A 26065-nucleotide genomic window follows, 5' to 3' on the forward strand; every position below is an offset into this window, starting at 1 on the left:
CACGACGGCGCAGCTCAAGCGGGTACTGGGAAGGACGTGCCATGACTCGATCCTCTCAAACGATCGAGTCCCTACCGAACCCGGAACGGTTCACTGGCGGCCCATCGATCTGTCGAGGGACCGGTTCGAGTCCCGGGGGAACCTGCTCGCCGGTTGGCCGGACGATTACACGGTGTTGTACTGGTGGCGGTATCGGGACAATGGGTTCTGGCGACGCGGTTGACCAGCTCAGGCCGTGTTGTTGTCCCGTTCGATGGCAGCAAGTAGGTTCTTGAGGCGGTAGCTGGGGCCGTTGATGGATGCGACGTCGCAGTGGTGGAGGAGTCGGTCGATGATGGCGGTGGCGAGAACCTCGTCACCGAACACCTGCCCCCATTCACTGAAGGTCTTGTGTGAGGTCAGGATGATCGAGCCCTTTTCGTAGCGCTTTGAGATCACCTGGAAGACCAGGTTGGCCTCGGCTCGTTCCAACGGCTGGTAGCCGACCTCGTCAACGAATAGAACGCCCGGCCGAAGGTAAGTACGAAGCTTGTCATTGAGCCGGCCGGCCGTTTCGGCGGCCTTCAGCTGTCGCACCATGTCGTCGAGGCTGGTGACGTAGACGGAGAAACCGGCCCGGCAGGCAGCGACTGACAGCGCGACTGCGATGTGCGTCTTGCCGACTCCGGGCAGTCCCAGCAGGGCCGCGTTGCCCTTGGCCTCGACGAAAGCGAGGGTGGCGAGGTCTTTGATCTTGCGAGGGTCGAGTTCGGGCTGGAAGGTGAAGTCGTACTCGTCGAGCGTCTTGTGGTGCGGCAGTTTGGAGAGCCGCATGCCCAGGCGGAAGCAGCGGTCGTCGCGGACGGCGAGTTCTTCGGCCAGGACGAGGTCGAGGAAGTCGAGATAGCCCATCCTGGCCTCGTCCGCCCGGCCGGCGCACTGCTTCAGGCTCTCGGCCAGGTCGGGCAGACCAAGCTTGGCGGCCGCGGTGCGAATGCGGGTGCCGACCATCTCACTCAACGGGGCTCCTCCGGTGTGGGGCGGGTGATGAAGGGACGCGTTCCGGTCAGTTCGTCATCGACCGACAGGGTTCGGCGGCCGACCTCGACTCGGACGGCCGCGGCCCGGGGTCAGGAGAGCGGTCAGCTAGAGCGACTCCTCGCCGAGTTCCCGCTGCTGGCGGGGTTGATGAGGGACGTCACCAGCACTGGTTCGCCTGTTCCTTCCGTCGAAGGGTCCGTCCCAGTGCTTCTCGTCGACGACGCAAGCTCCGCGGCCTACGGCCCTCCCGTGCACCACAAGGAGAGTGTCGCCCTTGGCGTGGGGAACGGTGGAATGAAGCTGTCCATCGGCGTTGGTCCCGGATGAGTGCCCACAGAACGTCGAGACGACGGCGGGCGAGCGCGAGAATTGCCTGCTTGTGACTCTTGCCCTCGGCTCGTTTGCGGTCGTAGAACGTCTTCCACGTGGGACAGAAGCGGGCAGCGATCTGAGCCGAGAGGTAGAAGACGCGCAGGAGTCTGCGGTGGTATCGGTGTGGCCGGCGCATGTCGCCTCTGATGCGACCGGAGTCGGGACCGGTGCAAGTCCGGCGACACCAGCGAGGCGGCCTGCGCTGCCGAAGGCGTCCATGTCACCACCGGTGCAGGCGATGAACTCCGCCCCCAGCAACGGGCCCATGCCGGGCATGCTGAGAACCAAGTCCGCGTCGCGATGTTCACGGAAACGGACCGCGATCTGCGCGTCGATGCCAGCGATCTCATCGTCCAGAGCCAAAACTGCCCTGGCCAGGGTGTTGACCACAGCTGCAGCAGTGCTCTCCTCAGCCACGGCGGTGTGCTGGGACCGTGCCGCCGCGACGGCTGCATCGGCGATGGCCTGGGCGAAGGACTGGAGGTCCCGACGCATCCGTGCCTGATCTGCGATGACGTAAGCGTCCTTCGCATCGGTCTTGCCGTCTCCGCGGTAGCCACGGGAGGCGTGGTGGACGGTGCGGCCAGGAATGTAAAGCAACCGCTGACCATGGCCGAGCGCTTCGGATCCCCCGGGGTACCGACGTTCGGGCGCTCAGTCCACCTACTCGAAATGCCCATCCGCCAGCTGAATCGCTCAATCACTGAGTCGAAGCACCATAGTTGTCAACGGCTGCATCCGCTGAGCTGCTGCTTTGATCACCTGAGGCACAGTGGTTGTCACAAGGTCGGTGCGCTACCCGTCACCAACAGCGCGTGAAGCCATCCCGTTCCGCGACGAGCCGCGTCTGTTGCGGGCCGCGGGTTTCCAGGGCGTTCCGGGCGTTGTACTGGGCCATCCCATCGGACAGTCGGCCGGCGAAGGTCGACATCGGCTGGGGCGGAGCACCTCGGTGGATCCTCCTATTTCGAGGGCTGACGACTCCATCTGGAAGGCGAGACCTCTGGCCTGCCCCTCCGCGAGACGGCAGTTGTCCTGTCGCAACGCAGGCGGCGTTGACGTGACGTTGACTTGCATAGGTGCCAGATGTTCTGAGACTGCTGCCGGGGTCGATCTCAAACGATCTGGCTTTCGCGGAAGAGGTGATGGCGCCAGGTAGCCCGTCCGCTGTCAGTGGCGCCTGCGAGGGTGCTCTTCGTGAACCTTGAGAAATTCTGGGAACTTGTAGAGACGTGTCGCCTACAGGCGGACAGCAGGGATGCGCGACTTGCGCGGCTTCGTTCTGATTTGTCGCGCAGGCCGCTGGCGGAGATCGTTGAGTTCCAGATGTGCCTCGACCAGGTGACCCGCCAGGCTTTCACCTGGGAGCTGGTGGCTGCGGCGGAGCGGATCTTCGGCGGCCGGTGTTCGGATGACGACTTCTGCTACTTCGGCCTCTGGATGGTCGGCCTGGGCAAAGACGCCTTCGGGCGAGCCGTGCTCGACCCTGATGCTCTGGCTGACACTCCTGAGGTCCTGCGCCTGGCGCGGCGAACGTGGAGGACCTGGGGCGATGACTGGCCCGGGTGGGAATCGCTCGACTATGTGGCATTGGAAGCCCATGGGCTTGTGACCGGGGATCCCGACGAGTGCGGGGATGCTTTCTATGCGGCTGTGGCGACTCGGCGGGGTGAACACGCGGTCAGCCAGGGCCTGGCCGGGAAGCGCTGGGACGTTCGGGATGAAGACGAGGCGGCCCGCAGGCTGCCAAGGTTGAGCGTCATGTTCCCGCTCAGCGCAGACGCGTGAGGCGCGACGAGTCAGCGTTGTTGATGGAAAACGCCGAGACTTTAGCGTTCTCAATTGGATGGCTTGCTTCACGGAAGCCTGTGCAGGTCAGCCTTCTTGCTCGTCGGCGAAGCTGCCCGTGGTCTCCCTAAGGCGATGCCGTGCTGCATCCAGACGCTCCGCGTAGTCAGCGGCGAAGATCCCGGGAAGTGCCTTGTCCAACGTTCCCGCGATCTTGTGGATCGGGGCCCATGCGGCCGGATCGTCGACCAGACGGCTGAGATCCGTCATCTGAACTCGCTCCAACCAGTCCGAGAGGACGAGTGCCTCGTCAGAGGTGAGCTTGATCGTGATCTCAGTGTTGTCCACGAGCCGAACTTAACCGGGCTCCTCCCGGAAGTCTCGTTCGCGATAGAGGCAGAACCGCAGCTCGGGCGCTATCGCGGACCGCGGGTCTCGGGCGCGTTCCGGTGTTGTACCGGGCGACCCACTCGGCGACGTCGTGGCATTCGGTCGGCGGGAAGGCGACATCGGGCACGAGCTGGAGCGCCTCGAGGATGTTCGCGCCTGAGTGCGTCTCGCGTACGTGATCCCCGGCGCACTGCACGGCCAGGTCCAGCCAGCCGTCGTCGAGGACGAGTTCGCCCGGTGCCCCGCACGGGGCGGACCGGATGTGCGTCACCGCGACCGGGATCCGCATCCCGAAACGGAAGCGGCTCCGCCATCCCCCGTGCCCTGCCCAACGCGCCTGGGTCACGCCGACCGGCAGGGGCGAGCGGTGGGGTTGGGGCGGGCCGGGGGGCTGCTGCCCCGAGAGCGCTCTGGGCCCCGGGCCTCACCCACACACGCCCCATCGGCACGGGCTGAGCCAGACCCCAACCTGACCAGCCGGCCTGTCGACGGGTGCTGCCGATCTCTTTGCCCTTACCCCCTGCCACCGCCACGCACGGCCAGAGCGGGAGGCGGAGCCTAAGACCGAAACTGAAGCACCAATCAATTTGCCTACAAACTATAGGCAGACTTACGGTCTCACTAGGAAAACCTAGAGAGGGTGATGGTTGTGGCGAGGGTGGGACTGAATCCGGAGCGGCTGACGCTCGCCGGCGCGGAACTCGCCGACGAGGCCGGATTCGATCAGGTGACGCTGTCCGCGCTCGCCCGACGCTTCGATGTGAAACCGGCGAGCCTGTACTCGCACGTGAAGAACTCGCACGAGCTCAAGACCCGGATCGCGTTGTTCGCGTTGGAGGAGCTCGCCGACCGGGTTTCCGACGCCGTCGCCGGGCGCGCGGGCAAGGACGCCCTGATCGCCTTCGCGGACGCCTACCGGGACTACGCCCGAGCGCACCCCGGCCGGTACGAAGCGGCCCGGTACCGGCTCGACCCGGAGACCGCTGCGGCCAGTGCCGGTGTCCGGCATGCGCAGATGACGCGGGCGATCCTGCGCGGCTACGACCTGGACGAGCCGGAGCAGACCCATGCGGTCCGCATGCTGGGCAGCGTTTTCCACGGCTATGCCGCTCTGGAGGCGGCGGGTGCCTTCGAGCACACGGCCACACGCGCACAGCAGTCCTGGACCTGGACCCTGGACTGCCTCGACGCCGCACTGCGCAGCAGACCCACGCCCTGACCGCCCCACTCCACCGGCTTGAACGGCTTGAGACGATGAGCACCGAGCAGAACCTGATCACCACCCCCATCACCGTCGGCTTCCTGCGCGGACACCTGGACGTGGAAGAGACCGCCCACGGCCTCCTCCCGCACCGGCTGCCCACCTGGGCGCGCCGCCAGATCCCTGACGACCGCCTGGCCGTGGCCGAGGCCCAGCCCTCCGGCGTCCGGCTGGCCTTCCGCACCGCCGCCACCATCGTCCACCTGGACACCCTGCCCACCAAACGCGTCTACCGGGGCTTCCCGCCCCCGCCGGACGGCGTCTACGACCTCCTTGTCGACGGCCGTCTCACCGCGCAGGCCACCGTGGCCGGCGGGAACCTGCGCACCATCACCGACATGCAGGCCCAGACCGCCGAGTTCACCCCCGGACCGGCCGGCACCGCCCACTTCGCCGACCTCCCGGCCGGCGTCAAGAACATCGAGATCTGGCTCCCGCACGCGGAGATCACCAAGGTCATCGCCCTGCGCACCGACGCTCCCGTCGAGCCCGCACCGGACAACGGACGCCGGGTGTGGCTGCACCACGGCAGTTCCATCAGCCACGGCTCGAACGCCGTCTTCCCCAGCACCATCTGGCCCGCCCTGGCCGCGAACACCGGCGGCGTGGAGCTGATCAACCTCGGATTCGGCGGCAGCGCCATGGCGGACCCGTTCACCGCGCGCGCGATGCGCGACACCCCGGCCGACCTGATCAGCGTCAAGCTCGGCATCAACGTCGTCAACAGCGACGCCATGCGCCTGCGCGCCTTCGTCCCCGCCATCCACGGCTTCCTCGACACCATCCGCGAAGGGCACCCCACCACCCCACTGCTCCTCGTCTCGCCCATCCTGTGCCCGACCCACGAGAACACCCCCGGCCCGCTGATGCCGGACCTCGCCGACGGCAGCCTGAAGTTCAAGGCCACCGGAGACCCGGCCGAGACGGCCGCCGGGCGACTGACGCTCACGATCGTCCGCGAAGTCCTGGCCGACATCGTCAAGCAGCGGTCCACCGAGGACCCCAACCTCCACTACCTCGACGGACTCGACCTCTACGGCGAGAACGACCACGACGAGTTCCCGCACCCCGACGCGATCCACCCCAGCCCCGAAGGACACGTCCGCATCGGCGAGAACTTCGCCAAGCTCGTCTTCTCCGGCAACGGGCCCTTCGCCCCCACCGCCTGAGCACGATCCGGCCGCCTGCGGCGCCCACGCCGGTAACGAAACCACGGCCCCCCGAACTCACGCACCCCTAGCCCCCCGCCCGCCTGCATGGTCTGGGAGAACCCGCCGCCGGGGTCGGGACCGCTCGACTTCCGTCATGAGCAGACGCAGGGTCAGGGAGTGCTTCTCCGGCGGGAGCGCGTCCAGCGCCGCGCGGGCGTGCGCGGTACCGCCGGCGGTGTCGCCAGCACGGGCGAGCATGAGCCCACGGTGCACCTGCAGAAAGATCGCGAACCGCGGCAGGATCGCTGATGCGGATCTCGAATTTTCCCCACTGCGGCTCTTCGCCCCTGTTGGTTCACGGAGTGAACCAACAGGGGAATGTGGGGAGCGAAAAGCAGAAGGACTCACCGATGGCTGGGTCGGCGAGTCGTTGAGTACGGGTGGGTCAGTGGGGCGAGGCGAAGCCAGCTGACTGGTCGAGGTGAAATGGGGAGCCGGGGTTCTGGGGTGTCCAGCCGTCGGTGAGAGCGGTGCGGATGCTGTCAGCCACCTGAGCGTGCAGGACCGGGATGCTGGCTGTTCCGAACCAGTTGCTCGGGTGCGGCTGGTTGGTGGTGATCACCAGGGTGGTGCCCGGAGTCTGCGCGTGTTCGACCGCATAGGTAAGGGGTGACATGACCAGTCCCTGGTCGTAGGTCGGCCGTCCGCGGAGTCGCCACCGGTAGGTGGTGCCATCCACGGTGATGAGCCGCGATCCCTTTTTGACCAGTGCCATGTTCACATCCTTTCCCATGTGACAGTACTGAACGGCAGCTGATCACGTCGCGCCGATTCCCGTCAGACCGTGTCAGCTTCTGCGCATCGGAATCACGTCCCGCTTGCGGCTGGAATGGTGAGTCGTGCGGCCTCAGGTGTGGGCCAGCAGCGCGACGATGGTGACGGGCTTGTCACAGTACGGGCAGTTCCGGATGGCCGTCGGCGCGAGCGGTGCCGGGTCAGGCGACGACGGCGTCATCGACTCGGCGTGGGACTGGTGCGAGCGAAGCCGGTAGGACGGCCCGTCGATGCCGACGACGGCGGCGCGGTGCAGGAGCCGGTCGAGCATCACAGCGGCGACGGTCACATCGCCGAAGGCGCCGGCCCAGTCTGCGATACCGGGACGTTGGTCGTGAGGGCCGTGCTCGACTTGAGATACCTCTGGTTGATCGCCTGGAAGAGGGCGGAGGCGCCCTCGCCCGGCAGCGGGAGATGGCCCAGTTCATCGATCTATGCCGATATCCGCATAGATCGACCTATGCCGAGACCGCGACTATGCCGATGCCATGTGTGCTGTTCCGCTCCTTCGTGGGGTTTCGGCTGTTCGTGGCTCTACATAGTTTCGGTGCCGGGCAGCCTCGCGAGTGAGGGGGCAGGGGTGCTCCCGCGAGGGGGTGGCGATGCCGTTCGGGAGTTCGCGTCGGAAGGCGGGTGCTCTGGCACCGCATGTGGAGGGCTACCGGGCATGGCTGGAGGAGCGCGGGTACACGCCCCTGACCACCAGGAACATGCTCAAGGATCTGGGGCAGGTCGGCTTGTGGCTGTCGGGGCAGGGCCTCGATGTTGCCGATCTGGATGAGGGGCGGTTGAACCAGCACCTTCTTGACCTGCAGAATTCGGGTCGCCGGCGGGTGGCTGGGCCGCGCGGCTTGGTCCCGTTGCTGACGTTCCTGCGCGAGGCCGGGGTGGTGCCCGCACCGCAGGTGGCGCCGTCGCCGGCGGATGTTCTGCTGGAGCGGTACCAGCACTGGATGGAGTTCGAGCGCGGTCTGTCGGCGTCGACGATGCTGCGCTACGGGAACACTGCCCGGCGCTTCCTAGCCGAACAATCCATGAGTGACGGCAAGTTCACGCCGGACAGCCTGACCGGGGCGGACCTGAACGCGTTCCTGCTGCGGGAGTGCACCAGGGTCTCGGCGGGCTCGGCAAAGGGGCGGGTGGCCGAGCTGCGGTCGCTGATGCGGTTCCTTCACCTGCACGGCGTCATCCCAATGAAGCTCGGCGGCGCGGTGCCTCCGGTGGGCGGCTGGCGCTTCGCATCTGTGCCGCCGACGATGGCGACCGGCGAGGTTCAGCGGCTGCTGGACCATACTCCGCGTCACGGGACGGTCGGCGTCCGCGACTACGCGATCTTGATGCTGGTGGCCAGGCTCGGACTGCGGTCGATCGAGGTGGCCCGGCTGCTGCTGGACGACATCGACTGGCGGTGCGGCGAGATCGTCGTCCGCGGCAAGGGGCGCCGTGAGGACCGGCTCCCGCTGCCGGCTGACGTCGGCGAGGCCCTGGTCACCTACGTGACCGGCCCAAGAACCCGCTTGGATGCCCGCCATGTCTTCTTGACCTGCAAGGCGCCGCACGGTCCGATCCGGGCGGACCTGGTCGGCGACGTGGTGGAACGAGCCTGTCGGCGGGCCGGCTCGCGCAAAGTCGGGCCGCACCGGCTGCGTCACGCCCTGGCCGCGGACATGCTCCGGCACGGCGCCGGGCTTACGGCGATCGGGCAGGTGCTCCGGCACCAAGACCTGGCCACGACCGCGCTCTACGCGAAGGTCGACTTTATTGCGCTGCGCGCGGTCGCACAGCCCTGGCCCGGGACGGAGGCGGCATGACCGATCTTCGCCAGGCAGTCGACGACTACCTGCGGCTTCGCCGTTCGCTCGGACACCAGATGGCCGAAGCGGCCCATCTACTGCCGGACTTCGTGAGCTTCATGGACCAGCGCGGCGAACGCACCGTGACCGTCGCCGCCACACTGGACTGGATGAAGACCCGAGAGCCTGACTTGGTCACGACGGTCAGCCCCCGACGGATCACCGCCGTCCGCGGGTTCGCCCGCTACCTGAGCGGGATGGACCCCGCGACCGAGGTGCCGCCGCTGGGGCTGGTGCCCCATAACAGGCGCCGGGGGCAGATTTTCCTCTACTCCGACGCCGACATCGCCGCGATCATGAAGGCGGCCCACGAGACGCTCCCGCAGCCGCTGCGGGCGGCGACCTATCACACGCTGATCGGGCTGTTGGCCGCGTCCGGCCTACGCATCGGCGAGGCAATCAAGCTCGACCGCGACGACATCGACTGGACCGAGGGCGTCCTGCACATCCGCGAGTCCAAGTTCGGCAAGTCCCGGCTGGTCCCCCTGCAGGACAGCACCACGAACGCACTGCGCGAGTACGACAGCCTGCGCAAAGACCTGATGCCCAGGGTCAAGGACCCCGCGTTCTTCATCTCCCTCACCGGCAAGCGGCTCATCTATGCCTGCGTGCATCCAGTGTTTCGGGCCCTGGTCGACACCGCCGCTGTCGGCCTCGACGCCCCACACCCACCCCGGCTGCACGAACTGCGACACACCTTCGCCGTCCGCACCCTGTTGCACTGGTATCGCACCGAAGCCAACATCCAGGCGAGGATCCCATCGCTGTCGACTTACATGGGACACCGCGAACCGGCGTGCACCTACTGGTATTTGTCGGCGGCGCCGGAACTGCTCGCCCTGGCCGCCGCCCGCCGCGACGGCCTCCGGAAGGCGCCCCGCTCATGACCCTGATTGCACCTACGCTCCAGGCGTTCTTCACCGAACGGCTCACCCGCCAGCGCCAGGCCAGTCCCCGCACGATCGCTGCCTACCGCGACGCGCTCCGGCTTCTGCTTGGCTTCGTCCAGCAGCGGACCGGGACCACTCCGGCGAAAATGGACTGGAACGACCTGAACGCGGACGTCATCTCTGCGTTCTTGAACCATCTGGAGGTCGAGCGCGGCAACAGCACTCGGACCCGCAACGTCCGCCTGACGGCGATCCGGTCCCTGTTCTCCTACGCCGCCCTCCAGCACCCCGAACACGCCCTCCTCATCCAGCGGGTGCTCGACATCCCGCCCAAGCGGTTCGATAAGAGGACCGTCACGTTCCTGACCGCCGGCGAGGTCGACGCCCTGCTGGCGGCACCGGACCCGAAACGCTGGGAAGGACGACGGGACAAGGCCATGCTGGCGCTGGCCGTCCAGACCGGCCTGCGCGTCTCCGAACTCACCGGCTTGAACTGCGACGACATCACCCTCGGCGACGGCGCCGCCGTCCGCTGCGAGGGGAAAGGGCGCAAACAGCGAACCGTCCCGCTCGACCGCCCCGTCCAGCGCCTGCTGGGCTCCTGGCTGAACGAGCGCGTCGGACGTCGCGCCGACCCTCTGTTCTGCACCCGGGCCGGGCGGCGCCTCAGTCGCGACGCCGTTGCACAGCGTCTGAGCATCCACGCACAGGCTGCCGCGCAAGCCTGCGCATCCCTCCTGGACAAGAGCATCCACCCGCACGTCCTGCGGCACAGTTGCGCGATGTCGCTGCTGCAGGCCGGCGTCGACACCACGGTCATCGCGCTCTGGCTCGGCCACGCCGGCGTCCGCTCCACCGACGCCTACGTCCACGCCGACATGACCATCAAGGAGAAGGCGCTCGCGCTGACTGCGCCCGTCGCCACCCGGCCGGGCCGCTACCGGCCCACCGACAAGGTCTTGGCCTTCCTCGACCGCTTGTGACTATGCCGAGGAAACTCAAATGGTTTGCTTCCCCGAGGGCGGGCTGGGAGTGTCGGAGCGACACTACGGGCAGTCGAAGGAGCAGACGGTGGCGCTGGTCAAGAAGGGTTCCCGGCGCATCGTCGTGGACGGCGTCACCTACCGCTGGCGCGTCCGCCACAAGCCGACCTACTGCCAGTCAAACGGATGGGGTCCGCTGACGTTCGCGGTCGAGGACGCCACCGTCCCGGGAACCGTTCTCGTCGTCGAGACCGGCTGGCACCACCCCGAGAACTGGTTCGGTCTGACGACCAAGCCGGTCGTTCCCGCTGATGTCGCCCAGGCCATCCGGACCGCCCTCGCGCAGGGATGGACGCCTCTCGCCAACGGATCACCCTTCCATCTCGACGTCTCAAACGCAGACCAGACAGGCGAGGATGCAACCCTCGCCAGCAGATTGTCGGCATAGTCGCGGTCTCGGCATAGATCGATCACGAGCAGGCGGGGGCCGGCGAAGAACCCCATGATGCTTGACCAACGGCCTTCGAGGCCGACCTTGTGGCACTTGGCTGCGAGTTCGGCGGCGGTGGTGAAGTCGACGCGGTGGCCGGCGTCGACCGCGAAGCGGGCGAGTGCGACGGCCAGCATGGTCTCGCCGACGCCGGGTGGGCCGACCAGCAGGACGTTGGAGGCGTTGTCGAGGAACCGCAAGGTGGCCAGGTCGCGGATGAGCTTCTCGTCGACGCCGGGCTGGGCGGCGAAGTCGAAGTCGAGTCGTTCAAGGTCCATGGTTCTGACAGGCAAGCGAACCGGAGTCGGGAGGAGAGTTTGCGGGCCTCCGTCGCCTCTGCTTCGATCTCGAGAGGTTTCTCCAGGGCGGCGGTGAGGGTCATTCGCTCGGCGCGGGCCTGGTCCAGGACGCGGGGAAGGGCTTAGGCGGCGTCGTTGAGTTTCAGATAGGACAGGTGGCCTCACAGCTGCTGGTAGCGGCGGGCTTCGCTCATCGGCATGGTGTCACTCGCTCTCACGCTCCTGGTCTTCGTGGGTGGGGGCCTACCGGAGCCGGTCGGCGACGGCAGCGTAGTGGGACAGGCCGATCACGACCCGGTTCGCGACGTCTGAATCAGATCGGCCGCGAAGCTTCTCGGTTTCCGCCTGGGCCGCAGCGGACGGGGCCGGCGTGCCTTGGTGCGGCAGGGGGCCCTGTCGGAGAACGAGGCGAGTACTGCCCGTTCGAGGGCGATGACGTGTCTGGCGTCGCGAATGGTCAGCCCCGCCCCGTCCGGTGCCCGACGGAGGTGGGCGATGATCGCGCGGCCGGCGGTGACCACATGCAGGTCGTCCTCGCCGAGGCGGATCCGGACCGTGACGTGGGCGCCGGCCAGCCCTGGCGGGACGGAGTAGTGATTGCCGGCGAAGGAGACGAGTCCTTGCGGGCTGACGACGCGGGTCTGCTCCAGCTCGGCGACGGCGAAACAGGCCCGTCCGGACAGGGACCCGTCTCCATGCCGCCGAGCCCGCCGACCGCGCCGGGCAGCATCTTGGTGATCACCGCCCCATGCGGCAGCGGGCAGGGAAAGGGCAACGCCACCAGGAAGGTGAGCAGCAGCGGGCCCGCCATGAGCTGCTCCTCATCGGCGGGTTCGGGCTTGCCAGGCTGGTTCATCGGCAAGCGTAGGACCGCACGTGCCGGCACCGGACGGATCTTCCGAGCCCGCTCAAAGGACACCGCCTCTTCCGCGCGCGGGCCGCTCACGAGGGAACCTGGGGCGACCCCGGAGTCGGCACCCGACTGCTCGCCGATCACGATTCCCCTCCGGCAGCACGACGGCAGACAACGAGGTCGCTCCCGACCCGCAGGGTGGGCCGCCGTCGTGCCGGGGATGTCCAGTAAATCGGAGGCGCTGCTGCCTGTGCGGCTCATACCCTCGGCCGCACTGACCCGTCGAGTATCAGCAAGGACTTTGTGAATCACTCCGATCTCCTCGCCAAGGCCCCCTCGCTCGCGTCCGGCATGGCCGCCGCCGATCACAGCCCGGATACCCAGCTGTCCCAGACTCGCCACCGTGCCGCGCTCGTGGCGAGCTGGCACATCGCACCCGGCTCAACCGTCCTCGAGCTGGGCTGCGGTCAGGGCGACATGACCGCCGTCCTTGCAGAGGCAGTTGGACCCAAAGGGCGCGTGGTGGCCGTTGACGTGGCCGCACCCTCCTATGGGGCGCCGGTCACGCTCGGGGAATCGGCAGCCCGGCTCGCGGCGGGCCCACTCGGGCCACGCATCGAATTCCGCTTCGGCACCGACGTCCTCGACCCATCGGTCGACTTCCCCGAAAGCGCCTTCGACCATGTGGTGCTCGCACATTGCTCCTGGTACTTCACATCGCTCGGACAGCTGCGAGACACGCTGGCCCGGGTACGGCCGTGGGCGCGGCGACTGTGGTTCACCGAGTGGGACCTGACACCTGCCTCTGACGACCAGTTGGCGCACCTGCTCGCCGTGCTGATCCAGGGGCAGACCGAAGCCGCGGGATCGCACGGCGAGGGCAACGTCCGCACACCTTTCTCCCGTGAGAGCCTGCTGCGGCTCCTGCCCGAGGCCGGCTGGACGGACGACGGCAGCGAGCCGGTCAATACCGAAGAACTTCAGGACGGCGACTGGGAAATCGCAGCCTGCCTCGACCTGGTGGGAAGCGACGGGTGTCTGGCCACGCTGCCCGAGCCGGTACGACAGCTCGTCCTGAGTCAGACCGACGTTCTCCGAGCCATTGCCAAGCCGCACGGCAACCGCGCACTCGCCGCGTACTCGGTCACCGCGCACTGACACACGACCCAGCCGCTGGCCCGGGCTGCTCGCGATCCTGGGATGCACCTCTGTCCACCCCGCGCCCGCCCGGCCCGCCGGGGCTCGCCCACAGGGGGCGCGCAGGACCGCAAGCCCCCTAGACCCGCTGGCCGAGAGCGCGGTGTTCGCCGTGTGCGCTCTCGGCGACGTCGCCGGGCCCAACCGGTGGAGCAGCGCAGCCGTTGAGGACGCCGCCACCGGGCTGGAGGTACTCGCCGGGGCGCCCTCCGGGCTCAGTCCGGAGGCCGCCGAGCTCCTGGAGGTCATCCCGGCCGCCGTCGCCGCACTCTGCGAACGTGTCGAGCGCGGCACGGGTGGAAGCGGGAACCGTTCACACGTGGATGTGTGTCTCCGAGCGCACAGCGATACGTGTCCGGGCGGGTCCCGGCTCGATCCTCAGGGGGGATCTTGACTTCATCGCACCGTAGAAGACTGCGTGCACTGGCCGCTGGCGGCGTAGTGGCCCTGGCCGTCAGCGCCCTGACCGCCGTCCCGAGCAGCGCTGCCCCGCGGCCCGGCATACCCGAATCCGCCACCGTCCAGCCATTGGCCGGCCCGGCGGCGGATTCGGTCTCCGAGGCCGCTCCAGGCGGGGATCGCGAGTACCCGAGCGTCGTCCTGCCCGGCCGGGCCACGGGGCCGGCGCCGCTGGCCGCCGCCAAGCCGCGGCACGACGTCGACGGCGACGGCATCAGCGACATGATCGTCATGGAGTACGACCAGACCACGGCCGTCTACCTGTCGTCGATCAAGACCTGGAGCGAATACACGATCTTCAAGACCGACCCCGACCCCAGCGCCTCGTTCAAGGACCTGCTGCCGGTGGGCGACGTGGGCGGCACCACCAAGGCCGAGCTGCTCTCGCTCTCCTTCGACGGCGTGCTCACGCTCTACGAGGCCGGCCTGACGAGCACGTCGGCGCCGCTGTGGTCGGGCCGCGGCTGGCAGATCTACAACCGCGTCATGGCCACCGGGGATCTGACCGGGGACCGCCACCCCGACCTGCTGGCCCGCGACCATGCCGGCGACCTGTGGCTGTACACCGGCACCGGCACCGTCAGCAAACCCTTCAACGGCCGGGTCAAGGTCGGCTCGGGCTGGGGGATCTACGACCAGCTGGTCGGGGCCGGCGACGTCGACGGCGACGGCCTGGGCGATGTCCTCACCCGCACACTGAGCGGTGAGTTGTGGTTCCACAAGGGGGCCGGCAGCGCCACCGCCCCACTCAAGGCCCGCGTCAAGGTCAGCGACGGCTGGAACACCTACAACGTGATCACCGGCTCGGATGACGGCGACGGCGACGGCCTGAGCGACCTGCTCGCCCGCGACCGCGACGGCGTGGAGTACTGGTTCAAGTCGGTCGGCGGCGGCAAGTTCGCCGGACCCGCGTACTTCGGCAGTGGCTATGAGCTGAACAAGTTCATCGTCGGCGCGGGCACCACGCCGCTCTACGGCAAGGCGCAGAACCTCGGCACCGAAGCGGACAACGACCTCGCCAAGTACAGCGCCCTGGCCAACGGCGACTACCGGACGCCGCCGGTCTGGGCCGGCAAGGAGACGCCCGGCTCCCGCAACGCGTACGCCACCGGGCTCAACAGCCGCAACCACGCGACCTACGTGCAGAACATCGGCAGCGACCTGTACATCCAGGGCGAGCGGGTGAGCACGACGTGGAACTACACCGTGACGGTCGGCCCCGGCGACCTCACCGGCGACGGCAAGGGCGACCTCCTCAGCCGCGACTCCGGCGGCACCCTGTGGCTCCACCCCGGCGACGGTGCACTGGTCACCAAGTTCGGCGCGCGCATCAAGGTGAGCACCGGCTGGAACGGCTACGACGCGCTCGTCGGCGCGGGCGACTACTCCGGCGACGGACGGCCCGACCTGCTCGCTCGGGACACCTCCGGCCGCCTGTTCCTCTTCAAGGGGACGGGCACGGCCGCCGCGCCGTTCGCCGCCCGGGAGCAGGTGGGCAGCGGCTTCGACCAGTACGACAAGCTGTTCGTCCCGGGTGACATCGACGGCGACAGCAAGGGTGACCTGCTCTGCCGGCTCCCGAACGGCGTCGTGTACCGATACTCATCGACGGGCAAGACCGGCACCGCGACGTTCGCCGCCCGGGTGAAGTTCGGCACCGGTTGGGACCTCTATAAGAACATCGTCTGAAATTCTGCGGCCCGGCCGCTCGATCGCGCGGCAGCGACGGCACGGGCCCGTCTACCGGCATCAAGTCCGGCTGGAACGGGCCCGTATCGGGCTGCTGGAGACCCTTGATGCCCGCCTGGCCCAGGCCCACGGCGGGGAACCGGGCCACCTGGGCTTCCTCCAGGTCCTGTGTCAGGACGAGAGAACCCGCCGAGAGATCGTCACCTTGCAACGGCGGCTGAGCCGGACGAAGTTCGAGCAGCAGGGCGCCCGCGCGTCACGCACACCGGCCAGCACCACCGTTCCGGCCGGCAGGCTCAAGGAGAAGGCGACGGTCTCACGCCCGGCCCGGTCGGCCCACAGCCGGGACGTGGACGCGGGTCGCGCGGTCCGCGGCGTGGTCAGGGCGTTCAGGGTCGCGTCCACGAGACGGCCCACCAGGGCCGTTCCGGTGGCCTGCTTCCAAGGGGTGTCGGCCGTCAGACGGTTCAGGCGCAGGGCGACGGTGTGTGCGCTCGCTCCGTCCCAGTGCTCAGGCTCAGGCCTGTGACCGCGGCCGGCTGCACTGAGCGCAGGAACTCCCGTGTGAGGATCCCGTTGAGGGCCCGTGGCACCCCAAGCGCTTCCCTGAGCGGGGCCAGGCGCTCGATGGCAACGGTTTCCGGGACGAAGTCGGACCCTATCGGGTCGGCCGCCGGTGCCTGAGTCAGCATGCCGCGGTGGCGCGCCTCCCGGATGAGGTCGTCCGGGACGTGTGGAAGACGTGGACGCTGTGACGGCCGCTTCCTGTCTCCCCCTCCCCGGGGAGGGGGAGACAGGGCGTGGTTAGAGTGCGGGGCGGACCGTTCAGGTCCGTTCGCGCTCTGGGGGGTTTTCGCGTGTCCGAGTACCGTCTCGTCTTCTCCGCCGCACTGGTCACGGCTGGCTACCTGCTGCTCTCCGCCTGCGGAGGCACCCCCGCACCCGGCGACGCCGGCCACCCGACGGACGGCACGCGCACCTCCGCCGCGCCCGCCCCCTCGAAGCCGGCGCCCACCGCTGCGTTGCCGACGCCGAGGGCGGCGGGCGAGGTACCGGATACCGCGCGACTGGTGGATCTGGCTCTGCAGCCGGGCGAGACCGCCGGGGTCCGGGAGGACGGGAGCAGCACCCGCAGCCTGGACGAGGTCGAGGTGAGGCCGCTGTCCCCGACCGAACTGTCGGCCCCATGTACCGCCATGTGGGGTCTGCTCGGCCAGCGGGGCGCCCACGCCGCCGTCTCCCAGACCTTCGACACCGAGGAGGCGGGGAGTCCGACGGTCAACTTCCTGTCGTCCTACGCGGGGACCGATGCCGTGACGGTCTTCGGCCGGCTGCGCACGGCACTCGCGGGCTGTCCATCGGTGGAGGAGGACGGCCGCACGGTGACGATTCGGTACGAAGACCTCGACACGGTGGGTTTCCCTGAGGACACCCTGCGCATCCGGATGACCATGACCGATGCGGGCTCCACCAGCCCCGCCGAGGTCATCGACCGCATCGTGGCCCGGGTCGGCGTGTGCGTCACCGACCTCTCGGCGACGGGGGCGGAACCTTACCTGGGTGTCTCCGAGACGCCCGTCCTGCGCCAGGTCGACCGTCTTCGGGCCGCTCAGGGACTCTGAACCCGGTGTACGGCCCAGCGGTCGGTGCCTTCCGTCTTGATGCCGCGTTCGCGGTGACGGCCTGGTGGACCCCGGCCGTCATCCGCCGTCATCCAGTCCCGTCTGCGGCAGGGACACCCCGAGATCGACACGGCACGCTACGGCACGCTGCAGACCGGCGGGCCATCCGCGGCCAGTCCGCGCCCTGCATCAGCACGGCCAGGACATTGCCGCCGAAGTGACCGCGGCCGGCCGGCCACGTCGGCCCGTGAGGGATCGGCGGACCGTGCGTGACCGGTCCGCGCCGAACCACCGAAAACCGTGACGCCCCTTGCCCGCGCCCCGGACCTGTACGGGCCCGGTCAGACGCCGACAGGCCACACCTCGCCAAGGCGTTCCTCCAGCTCGCGCACGAACCCCCGGAGCCTGGCCGTACCCCCGTACATGTCCCCGGCCCCCACGTGGCCCGTCTCAGCGTCGTAGTGCACGTGAGCCTGGCCGTAGCTGCGCCTGGACCGGGACCGGATCCTCAGTTCCGCGGCGAAGCCGTTGACGGAGGCGACCTTGATGTCGCCTCTGCCCGAGGCGACCTCGCGCACGATGGCGGCGAACTCGGCTTCCGGGGCCCGCTCCCGCTCTGGCGCCTCGTCGGTGGCGGGCGGTTGCCCGCCACCGCGCCTGCCGAGCAGAGCGAACGCGCCGACGGCGAGGGCCCCCACAGCGATCGTCTTGGCGACGTTCGTGGCGACTTTCGTGGCGCGCCGCCGGGCGGTCGGGGGGACCTCGCCGTCCTCGGCGGTGTGGGGCTGATCGGGCATGGTGCGGCCGCCTTCCGGTACCGGAGAGCCGTCAGGGTAGCGGCCGCCGGTGCCGGAGCGGAGGCACAGGTGAGAGATCCTCAGGACGGCCGGAGGATCATCGGGAGGTTTGCTGCTTCCGCGCCAGCGACCTCAGCCGCAGCGTGCGAATGGTGCCCAGGGACGGGCCGGTGCGGGGTGGGCTTGGATCTGCCGATCGCTCCAGCCGTACTGCTCCTCGGAGACGACGAGTACGGCACCACACCCGAGCCCTGCTCTGCCTCGCGAGACGACGGGCCGATGTGCTCTTCGCGTGCTCCGCGACGGCACCCTCTACGAACCGAGACCCGCCACGTCAGCCCGATCGCCAAGGGCGTGCCTCGCCCGAGCCCACACCTGCTCGAACTCTTCAACGAAGAGCTCATCGGCATCCAGTTCGTCCTCCCAGCCGTCAAAGACCCTGCCGTCCGCCAGAACTCCGTACTGCTGCTCATACCGGCTCATCGCCGCCCGATCGCAGTGATCCCGCAGATGTAGCACCTCCTTCAGGGACGCGGCCGTCACCGGTCGCGAGTCCACCCCCCGAATCTCAACCTGCCGGACCGCCCAGCCCTCACCATCCGCCTCGAAGTACTGCCACAGATCCTCATCCTCGTCATAGGCACGGAACCAGATCTTCATGGCGCCATCCTCGCCCCACCGCCTTGACCAAACCCATAGGGGCCCCGGAGCGGTGTGCGCCCCAGTCCCCCGACGACCAGGAACGCCACCGGTTCCGCTCCCTGGCTCCGGACCCTGGACGCGGGGGGACTTCTTGTTGTGAACTGGGGCGCCGGACGACGAGTCCACCGATGCGGCACAGAAACGGTGGTTGTCGGGCGCGGTCCAATCGGCGCCGTATCGGTACGACGCGTCCGGGGACAGCGGGAGCCACTTCGCCGGATCCTGATCGACCTTGCTCCTGCTCGACCTGGCCGTCACCGCCACTGGGAGAGCCGCCTGACCCTGGTGGTGCGCGTACGCCTCACCCATCGCGCCGCGCGCCGCGCTGCCGTCCGTGCGGAAGTGCCGGAGCCCCTGTGGCCGGACGCGCGGAGAGCCGGTCCTGAAGGGCCGGCCTCCTGCTTCGTGCTCAGATGGTGCGACGGTTGCCCTGGTCGTCGCAGGGCAGTTCGGTGGCCGGATGGTTGGCGGTGAAGTCGCGGGTGGCCTGCCGTTCGGCTTCGGTGATCGCGGTCGGTTCGACGTTGATGATGCCGCCGAAGGGCCGGTCGACGTCCTTGATGATGCACAGGGTCGTGGTCAGCAGTGCGGTGATCACCACCAGGGTGATCACCTGGCCGCGGTTGTTCCTGCGGGGCAGGCAGATACCGAGGCCGATGACGGTGATGGTCAAGGTGGCGAGCAGGAACCAGAGGATGGCGCTGGGGATGCTGGCGGTGGCCTGGGTCAGGCGTTCCTCTCGTTCGTCGGAGCGCTTGTTGTCGGCGGCGATCAGCATGCCGAAGACGGGCTGTCCCTGTAGGTCGCGGAAGGCCTGCCGGAAGTCGGTCGACCAGACGCTGGGGGCGGGCGAGCCGTCTCCTTCGGCCATGGCGGGCCACTCCTGGGTGCGGACCGCGCGGGCGTAGCAGGCGGCGTCGGCCTGGATGCGTGCCCGCTGGGCCGCGGGCGCGTACTCGGCGGTCTCGACGAGCTGGTCGAGTGCGCGGGCTTCGCCGCGGGAGGCGACCTCGGCCTTGCCGTAGGAGCCGTTGGCCGTGACCAGGACGAACGCGAGGAGCAGGACGGTGAGGGTCAGCAGGGGCCCGACGAGGTCCTTGACGGCCATGCCGGTGTCGTCGTCCTCGTTGAGCAGCCGCGGCCGCAGGAATCGGTTCGCAGCCAGACCGGCGAGCAGGGCGGCGGCGGCGACGGCGATGACGAGCAGCACGAACAGGCACCTTTCAGCAGGGCCAGGGGCCTCGGGCGACCCCGGCGTGCGCGCTGAGCACGTCGTCACCAGCAGCGCCTCGGAACGAGGGAATCGTTCATTCGCCTTCTCACGGGGGAGGCTCGTTGGGCTGTGCGGCGGACGGTGCCCGCGCCACAGCATGGTCGGGTACCGCTCGCCCGTGGCGGAGAGGACGTTCCCGCAGGTCGCACGGCGACTCCCGCACCCGCTATCCCGGGAACCGCACCCGGGGCCGGGCGACCGGCCCGGGCCTGGGGTCATGCGGACACAGGTGACCGCGGGGACCGCCACGGCGCCGAGCAGCAGCGCCCACATGACCGGGCCGCGCAGCCCGGCCCATGGGCCGCCGTAGTGGTGGACGGTCCAGCCCGTGCGGTCAGCGCGTGGAGGGTCGCTTCCACAACCAGCAACACCATCGGGGAGTGCGTGGCCGCGTGCGCCTTCCGATGCTCCAGCGCGCGGGCCCGGTCGCCGAGGTCGAGGTCGAGGTCGCGGGGGACGTCCAGCCGTCGGTCGGCGACGGCCGCCCGCGGGTGCGCGGCGGCCGACAACCACGACCGTGCCGGGCCGCCAGGCGCGCCTGATTCAGCGGTTGCTGACTACTCGCTGGAATCCGGCCTGCGGCAGGAGGCGCACGCCGCGACCCCGACCTTGCATCAGACGCTCCGGCAGGGATCATGTGTCATATTTCGGACACATCTCCCGACGGAAGGCATGTCATGAAGTTCGCGGTCATGGGCGGTACCGGGCTGATCGGGTCGCAGGTCGTCACGAACCTGAACGCCGCTGGGCACGAGGCGGTGCCGCACTCGCAGTCCACCGGAGTCGACGTCATCAGCGGCCAGGGACTGGACGACGCGGTGGCGGGAGCCGACGTCATCGTCAACCTGACGAACTCCCCGACCTTCGACGAAGCCTCCCTCTCCTTCTTCCGGACCTCCATGGACAACCTGCTGGCCGCGGGCGAGAAGGCCGACGTGCGCCACTTCGTCATTCTCTCGATCGTCGGCGTGGACCAGGTGCCGGAGCTGGACTACTACCGGGCCAAGGCGCTCCAGGAGGACATCCTCACGGCCGGATCGATCCCCTACTCGATCGTGCGCGCGACACAGTTCATGGAGTTCGTCGACGCGATCCTGTCCTGGACCACCGACGGCGACACCGTCCGGCTGCCCGCCACGCCGATCCAGCCGATCGCCTCCAGGGACGTGGCTGCCTCGGTCGCAGAAGTCGCTGCGGGCGCCCCGCTGGGGGGCATTCGCAGCATCGCCGGACCCGAGGTCTTCTCCCTGGACGAGTTGGGCCGGTTCACCCTGTCCCACAAGTCCGACGGCCGCACCGTCGTCACCGACCCCACCGCCGGCATGTTCGCCGTCGTCAAGGGAGACGTCCTCACCGACAAGGCCGCCCACCTCGCCCCCACCCGCTACGCCGACTGGCTCGCCTGAACCTTCCCCGAACTACGGGCGAGCACCTGTTCCGGGTGGGCTACCTGAACGGTTCCGCCGCTGGTCGCCGGACGGGACCCGGGACGGCTCCTGACCCACCTCGACAAGGGCTACTCGTCCCGCAAGATCCGCACCTACCTACGGAAACGCGGCACCGCCTGCACCATCCAACGGCTCGGCATCGTAACGGCGCGGCCCTGACGTCGAGGACCGCGCCGCTTGATCGCTTCCTGGACCCGGTGACCGGTCGGTTGGAGGCCCTCAGCTCTGCTTGATCGCGGAGATGTCGAATTCCAGAACGACCTTGTCGCCGACCAGGACGCCGCCGCCTTCCAGGGCTGCGTTCCAGGTGATGCCGAACTCCTTGCGGGAGACGGTCACCGAGCCTTCCAGGCCGACCCGCAGGTTGCCGTAGGGGTCGACGGCGTTGCCGGTGTACTCGAAGTCGATGGTGACCGGCTTGGTGGTGTCCTTGATCGTGAGGTCGCCGGTGACCCGGTAGTCGGTGTCGGACTTCACCTCGACCTTGGTGGTGCGGAAGGCGATTTCGGGGAAGTTCGGCGCGTCCAGGAAGTCGTTGGTGCGCAGGTGCTGGTCGCGCTGCTCGACGCCGGTATCGATGCTCTCGGTCTTGATCATCACCTCGCCGGTGGACTTGGCCGGGTCGCCGCCGTCCAGGTGCGCGGCGCCTTCGAACTGGTGGAAGGCACCGCGCACCTTCGTGACCATGGCGTGGCGTGCGACGAACCCGATGCGGGTGTGTGCCGGGTCGAGGACGTAGTCCCCCGTGAGCTCGGGGAGCGGGACGGTCATGAGCAGCTACCTCCGTAGGATCACGACCCGACGACGGCCCGCCCGGATCGCTCCCGATTCACGCTAAGGGGCCAGGCGCTCCCGACCTCGCCGAACGCGCGCAGTTGCAGCGGATTGCACCCTGACCGATGGCCCTGGATCGCAGCCTCGCCGCGACCGGCCTCGTTCTCGGTCCACGAGCGATGCCTGTTCGAAAACTGCATTCGAAGGGGAGCCCGCTAGCCTTGCCGACTGACCTCCAGCGTCGGATTGGGATCGAACCTGTTCGTGTTTTCCCAGTTCACCGGATGCGCGGGGGGCCCGATCCTGTGCTTGGAGATCGTCTTGCTTGGTCTGCCGTGCCGTCCGACAAATGCCTTGTGTTTGTCGTGGCGGGCAGAGATACATGCCGCGGCCTGGCCCGAACCATGGCTCCGGACGTTCTTCGGGAGTTATAGGTGGCCTGCGCAGCCGTACCGGACCGGGGTAGAAGGCAGAGCTGTTGGGGCCAGCCATGTCTTCGCCGATGAGGTAGCGGTAGAGCCGTTCGGCGAAGCTCATGTCGTTCCTCGCCCAGCCGCCCCCGCCGTCGTCGATCAGGAGCCACGGGGCGCTGCCGTCCGCCTCGACGAGGAAGAGGGATTCGCCCCGGTCCGTACTCGCGATCGGCCACAGCCCGTCGCGGGTGCCGAAGCTCAATTCTGCGCGCCCACGCAGCAGGCGCGGGCCTCGTCCGGATCGAGGCCCTCCCAGGGCACCTCAGAGCAGGCGCGGGCCGTTTCTCGTATCCATTGCCCAAGGTTCCATCCGCTGGAGCTTCCGTCCCTCGTGCCCCGTTAGCCTCCGGGCCCTGACCGGTGGTGCCATCCCGCCCCCCTGCTGGTTGGAAGTAGTCGCTTCCAACCAGCGCAACGAGCAAACCGGCAAACCCATGCGGTCAGAGCACTAGCCGACGGTGTCGTCGCAGACGGGCTTCGGTGGGGCCTTCCCGATCACGCTCCGCCAGTAGTCGGCCTCCCCGGCCGCACCGCGGTGTGCGGGCTGGATCAGGGTTGCGAACGTCGTCGTCCCCGGCCTGGCCTCCAGGTCGCCGGGGCCGATGGCGACCACGTAACGCTCCCCCGGCTTCATCATCACCTCTCGGTTGGAGGTGCCTACCTTGAAGGAGCCGGGTGTCCCGCCGGGTTCCACCCGCTGGGACACCCCGATGCTCGGGGCGAACTTCCCCTTCATCGTCTCCACGATCCGTACCGGCGTCGTGACGAGGTCGGGGTTCTCGGCGCCGACGGCCTGCGGATCGTGCGCGGCCCCGCCGACGGCCTCCACCACGGCGATGCCCTGGGCGCTGGTCGCAACCTCAACATCCGTGCCGCCGGACGGGGTCCCGCACAGGCTCTCCGTGTGCGAGGTGCCGCTGCTCTCCCAGACGTACCAAGCGCCGCCCAGGAGCACGGCGGCCGCGGTCCCGGCCAGTGCCCACGTCCTCACGTTCATGATCCGTCCTGCTGCTGTTGCGGCGAAGGGGGCCTGGGAGATCTCCTCACTGTCGGAGACCCGTGTGTAACCAACGTCCGGCAGATTCCTACCTAGCCAAGGGCTGTCCCGCAATCCCCGGCGGGCGCGCGGCGGACTACGGGAGAGCCCTTAGCGGGGGGCCGGTACCGGGTTGCGCGCTCGACAAAGGTCGCCTCACGGTGTTGCGGCGGACGCGCCGACTCGCGCAGCGCGGCGCCCGGATCGGTCGGCTACGGGGCGTGCGGTCGGTCAGCGGTGGTGATCCGGCGTCGACGACCTCGCCCCGGTCGGCCCCGCCCGACGGTCCGGCGCACCGACCGCACTGGACCAGCCCTTAGGGTTTACCCATGAGCTTGACAGCAGGTCACGAGGGAGGAGCCCTGCCCGGTCCGATGGCATCGGCGCAGGGTTGGCAGGCGCCGAGCGCGGTCGAGCGGGGGCTGTACGAGGCGAAGGCGCGCGGCGACTGGCCCGCGTACTACGACCTCGTCGCACGGGCCGACCTGTACATGATGCAGTCGCGGGCGTACGTCGACGCGAACGCGGGCAACACCCGCTTCCACCCCTACTGGAACCCTCAGACCCAGAGCATATGCCTGGCCGTCTACACCGGCGGCATGCTCCCGCCGCCCGTCGCCGACCCGGTCTACAACTGCTACGACCTGGGCTGGTTCGCGGAAGTGTGGAACCAGAACGACCCGCCCTACCTCGTCGTCAACCCCGGCAGCCCCTGCGAGGGCGTCCTGCCGGCCGGGCCGGAGGGCCGCGCCCTGTGGCAGCGTCACTCCGCCCCGGTCGAACGGCCGGGGCTGGCCCGAGACGTCGTCCACACCCTGGAGGTGGGCGGCCCCCGCAGCGGCTCCGTCGCCTTCGGTCTCGCGGCCGGAGCGCACATCAACGTGCACAACGGGCGCTACTGGAACTCGATGGCCTACCACGGCTGCGGCTACCGCGACGAAAAGCGCACTCTGGAACGCTGGTGGGGCGTCACCACCCGCGGAGACTGGCAGGACACGCAGGAACAGCTGCTGCAAGCCGGGATGGTCAGCCAGGTCTGGGAGTCCGTCCTGCAACTTCGCCGCGCCATGGCCCTGGACTTCGCGGGCCCCGTCGACGTCGAACACTGGCGCCAGGCCGCGGAAAACGTGGTGCGTCGGCGCGCCGAGGCCGCCGCCGCACCCCGCCTGACCGCGGACGGCGTCACCCCGGGCCGCACCGTCACCACCGCTGAGTTGGAGGGCCAGGTGACCGGCCGTCAGCGGCTGATCGGCCGCATCGCCCGCTACGAGGCGCGGTTCCGCGCCGACGGCCTGCTGCCCGAGGGCGGCTTCGTCCGGAGCGTCGAGGCCTGGGACTACGGCCGGGCCTCCGGCATGGCGCGCTGGGGACTCGCCGCGCGCCTGTGCTCCCTACAGGAGGCGGAGGCGGCCGTGGTCCGGGCTGGCCGTCTCGCCCAGCTCAACTACCGCTCGTGGGAGGACTTCTCGGCCGCCTACATCCTGGGCCGCTGCCTCCACTTCGACGAGGAGGAGTTCGGCGAGTGGTACGAGACGGTCCTCGCGACCCACCGTGTCCTGACCACGGACCCGGCCAGCCCGTGGCGCACGCTTGACTGGACCTGAGGATCAGGCTTCAGCACCGCAGTTCGGCGCCGGCGGATGCCTCGTCACGCCTCTGCCGTCGACGCCCGCCTCGCGGGCGACCGTGACCGGTTGCGGTGATCGACCACGGCGGCGTACGGATCACGCAGTGCGGGGGTGGGGGTGGCCCACGGTCTTGCCCGTGCCGTCGACCGGGAGAGCACGTGGCGGTCTCCGTGGAATGGCTGGAGGAAACTGCTGGGCGAGCCGGCCTGTCGGGGGCTGGGCACCCGCAGGGCGCTGGGGGCGGTCGAAGTACGCGGCGCGACCGGCCTGATCCTGCCTCCGCTGGCCTTGGAGCCGTTCGCGACCGAAGCCGTCTGAGGGCCGTCCCCGGGGTGGGCGCACCGCCTGACGGCCCGTGAGGGGCGTCGCAGGGGCGGGACCCGGCGGGTCCGGCCCCTGCGGGCCGTGTGTGGGGCGTCTGTGGGACGTCAGTTCTTGACGGGCTCCATGCAGAGGACGAACTTGTCCGTCTCGAGCTGCTGCGCGAGGGCTGCGTCGGCTACGCCGTTGCGCTTGTCGAGGTCGAAGGTGTTGTCGACGACCTTGACGACCTTGCAGAGGTCGGCCACCTTCTCGGTGCAGCCCTTGCTTTCGACCTTGGGTGCGTTCTCCGGGCCGGTGACGACGACGCAGTCGCCGGCCTCCGCGTGCACCGGGGCCTCGCCCGGGTCAGGAGCGGCGGGCTGCTCGGGGGGGGTGTCTCTATGTCCTTCGTCAAGGACGTGGTGCCGGGTATGCGGGCGTTTGGGGTGGTCATGCGGCGAGGGTGATGGTGGGGGTTCT

The 26065-nt window shown here is 69.0% G+C and carries 24 protein-coding genes and 2 pseudogenes; 12 read left to right on the forward strand and 14 right to left on the reverse strand.

The features are described from left to right. Nucleotides 1-228: 228 nt before the first annotated feature. Together istB and ACIQK6_RS41425 are read right to left on the reverse strand one after the other, a co-directional pair. Entirely contained in the window at nucleotides 229-999 is a 771-nt protein-coding gene (gene istB, locus ACIQK6_RS41420; RefSeq protein ID WP_402697592.1) for an IS21-like element helper ATPase IstB, read from the reverse strand. A 337-nt stretch (nucleotides 1000-1336) separates the two neighbouring features. Next, nucleotides 1337-2001: pseudogene (locus ACIQK6_RS41425) on the reverse strand (transposase); the annotation flags it as partial. A 588-nt stretch (nucleotides 2002-2589) separates the two neighbouring features. Here ACIQK6_RS41425 and ACIQK6_RS41430 point away from each other — a divergent pair. Beyond that, nucleotides 2590-3180: a DUF4240 domain-containing protein gene (locus ACIQK6_RS41430; RefSeq protein ID WP_402697594.1), complete on the forward strand. Its 591-nt coding sequence runs from the start codon at nucleotides 2590-2592 to the stop codon at nucleotides 3178-3180. 87 nt (nucleotides 3181-3267) lie between these two features. Here ACIQK6_RS41430 and ACIQK6_RS41435 read toward each other — a convergent pair whose 3' ends face one another. Beyond that, complete coding sequence (locus ACIQK6_RS41435) at nucleotides 3268-3528, reverse strand: hypothetical protein (RefSeq protein WP_329094810.1); 261 nt, start codon at nucleotides 3526-3528, stop codon at nucleotides 3268-3270. Between the two features lie 691 nt (nucleotides 3529-4219). On the opposite strand from ACIQK6_RS41435, the gene ACIQK6_RS41440 reads away from it, so the two are divergent. Both ACIQK6_RS41440 and ACIQK6_RS41445 read left to right on the forward strand, forming a co-directional pair. After that, complete coding sequence (locus ACIQK6_RS41440; RefSeq protein ID WP_402697596.1) at nucleotides 4220-4789, forward strand: TetR/AcrR family transcriptional regulator; 570 nt, start codon at nucleotides 4220-4222, stop codon at nucleotides 4787-4789. A 35-nt stretch (nucleotides 4790-4824) separates the two neighbouring features. Further along, nucleotides 4825-6000 (forward strand): GDSL-type esterase/lipase family protein, encoded by a 1176-nt coding sequence (locus tag ACIQK6_RS41445; protein WP_402697598.1) that lies wholly within the window; start codon nucleotides 4825-4827, stop codon nucleotides 5998-6000. Between the two features lie 427 nt (nucleotides 6001-6427). Here the strand turns inward: ACIQK6_RS41445 and ACIQK6_RS41450 are convergent, their stop codons facing one another. From ACIQK6_RS41450 to ACIQK6_RS41460, 3 genes are all read right to left on the reverse strand, one after another. Further along, nucleotides 6428-6757 carry a hypothetical protein gene (locus tag ACIQK6_RS41450; protein WP_329094815.1) on the reverse strand — a complete coding sequence of 110 codons (330 nt, stop codon included), beginning with the start codon at nucleotides 6755-6757 and terminating at the stop codon, nucleotides 6428-6430. A 132-nt stretch (nucleotides 6758-6889) separates the two neighbouring features. Beyond that, nucleotides 6890-7105: an ATP-binding protein gene (locus ACIQK6_RS41455; protein WP_329094817.1), complete on the reverse strand. Its 216-nt coding sequence runs from the start codon at nucleotides 7103-7105 to the stop codon at nucleotides 6890-6892. After that, a complete protein-coding gene (locus ACIQK6_RS41460) occupies nucleotides 7102-7248 on the reverse strand; it encodes an ATP-binding protein (protein ID WP_402697615.1) in 147 nt (48 codons plus the stop codon). The genes ACIQK6_RS41455 and ACIQK6_RS41460 overlap by 4 nt, the downstream gene beginning before the upstream one ends. Nucleotides 7249-7526: 278 nt before the next feature. Here ACIQK6_RS41460 and ACIQK6_RS41465 point away from each other — a divergent pair, with 278 nt between their 5' ends. The 3 genes from ACIQK6_RS41465 to ACIQK6_RS41475 are packed head-to-tail and all read left to right on the forward strand — an operon-like array spanning nucleotide 7527 to nucleotide 10542. After that, nucleotides 7527-8627 (forward strand): tyrosine-type recombinase/integrase, encoded by a 1101-nt coding sequence (locus tag ACIQK6_RS41465; RefSeq protein WP_402697601.1) that lies wholly within the window; start codon nucleotides 7527-7529, stop codon nucleotides 8625-8627. Further along, nucleotides 8624-9556 (forward strand): tyrosine-type recombinase/integrase, encoded by a 933-nt coding sequence (locus ACIQK6_RS41470; protein WP_402697603.1) that lies wholly within the window; start codon nucleotides 8624-8626, stop codon nucleotides 9554-9556. The genes ACIQK6_RS41465 and ACIQK6_RS41470 overlap by 4 nt, the downstream gene beginning before the upstream one ends. Beyond that, nucleotides 9553-10542 carry a tyrosine-type recombinase/integrase gene (locus ACIQK6_RS41475; protein ID WP_402697605.1) on the forward strand — a complete coding sequence of 330 codons (990 nt, stop codon included), beginning with the start codon at nucleotides 9553-9555 and terminating at the stop codon, nucleotides 10540-10542. The genes ACIQK6_RS41470 and ACIQK6_RS41475 overlap by 4 nt, the downstream gene beginning before the upstream one ends. 168 nt (nucleotides 10543-10710) lie before the next feature. Here ACIQK6_RS41475 and ACIQK6_RS41480 read toward each other — a convergent pair whose 3' ends face one another. After that, on the reverse strand, nucleotides 10711-11310 hold the full coding sequence (locus ACIQK6_RS41480; protein WP_402697607.1) for an ATP-binding protein: 600 nt from the start codon (nucleotides 11308-11310) through the stop codon (nucleotides 10711-10713). A gap of 308 nt (nucleotides 11311-11618) precedes the next feature. Further along, nucleotides 11619-12095: a Mu transposase domain-containing protein gene (locus ACIQK6_RS41485; protein ID WP_402697618.1), complete on the reverse strand. Its 477-nt coding sequence runs from the start codon at nucleotides 12093-12095 to the stop codon at nucleotides 11619-11621. A gap of 392 nt (nucleotides 12096-12487) precedes the next feature. On the opposite strand from ACIQK6_RS41485, the gene ACIQK6_RS41490 reads away from it, so the two are divergent. The 3 genes from ACIQK6_RS41490 to ACIQK6_RS41500 all read left to right on the forward strand — a co-directional run bounded on the left by ACIQK6_RS41490 (nucleotide 12488) and on the right by ACIQK6_RS41500 (nucleotide 17151). Continuing rightward, a complete protein-coding gene (locus tag ACIQK6_RS41490; protein WP_329094820.1) occupies nucleotides 12488-13342 on the forward strand; it encodes a methyltransferase domain-containing protein in 855 nt (284 codons plus the stop codon). A gap of 429 nt (nucleotides 13343-13771) precedes the next feature. Continuing rightward, nucleotides 13772-15529: an FG-GAP-like repeat-containing protein gene (locus ACIQK6_RS41495; protein WP_329094821.1), complete on the forward strand. Its 1758-nt coding sequence runs from the start codon at nucleotides 13772-13774 to the stop codon at nucleotides 15527-15529. Nucleotides 15530-16386: 857 nt separating this feature from the next. Then, entirely contained in the window at nucleotides 16387-17151 is a 765-nt protein-coding gene (locus ACIQK6_RS41500) for a hypothetical protein (RefSeq protein WP_329094824.1), read from the forward strand. A gap of 341 nt (nucleotides 17152-17492) precedes the next feature. Here the strand turns inward: ACIQK6_RS41500 and ACIQK6_RS41505 are convergent, their stop codons facing one another. The 3 genes from ACIQK6_RS41505 to ACIQK6_RS41515 form a co-directional block, all read right to left on the reverse strand. Beyond that, nucleotides 17493-17948, reverse strand: a complete 456-nt coding sequence (locus ACIQK6_RS41505; RefSeq protein ID WP_402697610.1) for a hypothetical protein — start codon at nucleotides 17946-17948, stop codon at nucleotides 17493-17495. A 312-nt stretch (nucleotides 17949-18260) separates the two neighbouring features. Continuing rightward, nucleotides 18261-18608 (reverse strand): hypothetical protein, encoded by a 348-nt coding sequence (locus ACIQK6_RS41510; RefSeq protein ID WP_329107384.1) that lies wholly within the window; start codon nucleotides 18606-18608, stop codon nucleotides 18261-18263. A 451-nt stretch (nucleotides 18609-19059) separates the two neighbouring features. Beyond that, nucleotides 19060-19860 carry a hypothetical protein gene (locus tag ACIQK6_RS41515; RefSeq protein WP_329094828.1) on the reverse strand — a complete coding sequence of 267 codons (801 nt, stop codon included), beginning with the start codon at nucleotides 19858-19860 and terminating at the stop codon, nucleotides 19060-19062. 455 nt (nucleotides 19861-20315) lie between these two features. On the opposite strand from ACIQK6_RS41515, the gene ACIQK6_RS41520 reads away from it, so the two are divergent. Together ACIQK6_RS41520 and ACIQK6_RS41525 are read left to right on the forward strand one after the other, a co-directional pair. After that, on the forward strand, nucleotides 20316-20465 hold the full coding sequence (locus ACIQK6_RS41520; RefSeq protein ID WP_329094830.1) for a hypothetical protein: 150 nt from the start codon (nucleotides 20316-20318) through the stop codon (nucleotides 20463-20465). 135 nt (nucleotides 20466-20600) lie between these two features. Further along, on the forward strand, nucleotides 20601-21329 hold the full coding sequence (locus ACIQK6_RS41525) for an SDR family oxidoreductase (RefSeq protein WP_402697612.1): 729 nt from the start codon (nucleotides 20601-20603) through the stop codon (nucleotides 21327-21329). A gap of 261 nt (nucleotides 21330-21590) precedes the next feature. Here ACIQK6_RS41525 and ACIQK6_RS41530 read toward each other — a convergent pair whose 3' ends face one another. Together ACIQK6_RS41530 and ACIQK6_RS41535 are read right to left on the reverse strand one after the other, a co-directional pair. Next, nucleotides 21591-22142 (reverse strand): YceI family protein, encoded by a 552-nt coding sequence (locus ACIQK6_RS41530; protein WP_329094833.1) that lies wholly within the window; start codon nucleotides 22140-22142, stop codon nucleotides 21591-21593. Between the two features lie 924 nt (nucleotides 22143-23066). Next, nucleotides 23067-23615, reverse strand: coding sequence for a hypothetical protein (locus ACIQK6_RS41535; RefSeq protein ID WP_329094835.1), 549 nt, complete (start codon nucleotides 23613-23615; stop codon nucleotides 23067-23069). A gap of 368 nt (nucleotides 23616-23983) precedes the next feature. Here ACIQK6_RS41535 and ACIQK6_RS41540 point away from each other — a divergent pair, with 368 nt between their 5' ends. Further along, on the forward strand, nucleotides 23984-25258 hold the full coding sequence (locus ACIQK6_RS41540) for a DUF1266 domain-containing protein (RefSeq protein WP_329094837.1): 1275 nt from the start codon (nucleotides 23984-23986) through the stop codon (nucleotides 25256-25258). Between the two features lie 452 nt (nucleotides 25259-25710). Here ACIQK6_RS41540 and ACIQK6_RS41545 read toward each other — a convergent pair. Then, a pseudogene (locus ACIQK6_RS41545) lies at nucleotides 25711-26065 on the reverse strand (hypothetical protein); the annotation flags it as partial.

Source organism: Streptomyces sp. NPDC091682 (genome assembly GCF_044756625.1).
Taxonomy (GTDB): domain Bacteria; phylum Actinomycetota; class Actinomycetes; order Streptomycetales; family Streptomycetaceae; genus Streptomyces.